The sequence below is a fragment of the Pseudomonas sp. HMSC063H08 genome, from assembly GCF_001813645.1.
Classification (GTDB): domain Bacteria; phylum Pseudomonadota; class Gammaproteobacteria; order Pseudomonadales; family Pseudomonadaceae; genus Pseudomonas; species Pseudomonas aeruginosa.
The window spans coordinates 1-278 of record NZ_KV813502.1; the positions used below are offsets into that span (position 1 = coordinate 1).

At 58.6% G+C, this 278-nt stretch carries 1 protein-coding gene; it reads left to right on the forward strand.

Annotation, left to right across the window (positions count from 1 at the left end; translation table 11 throughout):
• Positions 1–12: 12 nt before the first annotated feature.
• On the forward strand, positions 13–278 hold a 266-nt coding region (locus HMPREF2924_RS21260), incomplete at its 3' end, for a DUF2895 family protein (RefSeq protein ID WP_141765559.1).

Here is a 278-nt window from a genome sequence, read left to right on the forward strand (position 1 = left end):
CACGGAGTCCCCATGAGTTTCAGAAAACACACCGCGCAACAGCAGGCTCACATCAACACGTTCCGGTTCATCACCGGCTTCTTGTGCATGGTCATCGTGGTGCTGGCCTACTGCGTCTGGGAAGCCCGCAAGGACCTCTGGATCCACATTCCGCCCGACTTGCGTTCAGGGAGCACCCGGTTGTGGTGGGACATTCCGCCGGAGAGTGTCTATGCATTCGGCCTCTACATCTTCCAGCAGGTACAGCGTTGGCCCAAGGACGGCGAGGTGGACTACAA